This window comes from Frankia tisae, from assembly GCF_025403405.1.
In the GTDB taxonomy this organism is placed as follows: domain Bacteria; phylum Actinomycetota; class Actinomycetes; order Frankiales; family Frankiaceae; genus Frankia; species Frankia tisai.
The window spans coordinates 1-1,060 of the sequence record NZ_JANEZT010000717.1; the positions used below are offsets into that span (position 1 = coordinate 1).

Below are 1,060 nucleotides of genomic sequence, written 5' to 3' on the forward strand. Positions count from 1 at the left end.
GGGGGTGAGGGAGGACTCGTCGGGGGCGGAGAGGCTGAGCACGGCGTCGACGACGGCGGGCGAGGCGGACAGCTTGGCCTCCACGCCGCGCAGGCGCATCGCGACGTTGGGCTCGATGTCGTCGCCGATCAGGTCCACATCCCCGACCACGGTGATCATTCTCGGGCCGACGACCTCCAGGCGCAGCCGGGTGACCCGGTCGACCTCGGGGAACGCGAGCAGGGCCCGCAGCGTCGCGTCCCGCACCTGCGGGTCGGCCTCCTGCCCGATGAGGAAGCGGCGGTTGTGGCCGATGAGCACGATGGCCACCACCCCGAGCAGCACCCCGACCAGGATCGAACCGAGCGCGTCGAAGGCCGCCACGCCGGTGATCTGGTGCAGCGCCAGGCCGAGGGCGGCGATGACGATGCCGCCGAGCGCCGCGGAGTCCTCGGCGAAGACCGCGCGCAGCGTCGGGTCGGACGTCTCCACCACGTGCTCGATGACGTCCCGGTTCATCGATTCGGCCTCGGGCCTGGCCTGGCGGACCGACTGCAGGAACGAGGTCCCCTCCAGCAGGAACGACACCGCCAGCACGATGTAGGCGACCAGGTAGTCCCCGCCGGACTCGCCCGCGAACAGCTCCTGCACGCCATGGGTGATCGACACTGCGCCCCCGGCGACGAACAGCCCCATCGCCGCGAACAGCGCCCAGACGTAGGCTTCCCGGCCGAACCCGAGCGGGTGGCCGGGCTCCGGTGGGCGCCGCGAGCGGCGGTTCGCCATCACCAGGAAGACCTCGTTGCCGGCGTCGGCCCAGGAGTGCGCGGCCTCGGCGACCATCGAGGCGGAGCCGGTGAGCAGCGCCGCCCCCGTCTTCGCGATCGCGATGATCAGGTTCGCGACGAACGCGATGGCGACGGTGAGGCCGCTTTCGCTCTTGCCGGCACCGCCGTCCTGCTGCAGCGGGATCGCGTCCTGCGCCTCGGGTGGCAGTTCCGTGGGGGCGGGCGGCACCGTCAGGCTCTCGGTCGCCGGCTGTGACGCCGGGCCGGGCGGGGCGGTGGCGGGCGCGTCATCC

1 protein-coding gene is annotated in these 1,060 nt (G+C 72.9%); it reads right to left on the minus strand.

Annotation, left to right across the window (positions count from 1 at the left end):
- On the minus strand, positions 1 to 996 hold a 996-nt coding region (locus tag NBZ85_RS31300), incomplete at its 3' end, for a cation diffusion facilitator family transporter (RefSeq protein ID WP_261563443.1).
- Between the last annotated feature and the right edge of the window lie 64 nt (positions 997 to 1,060).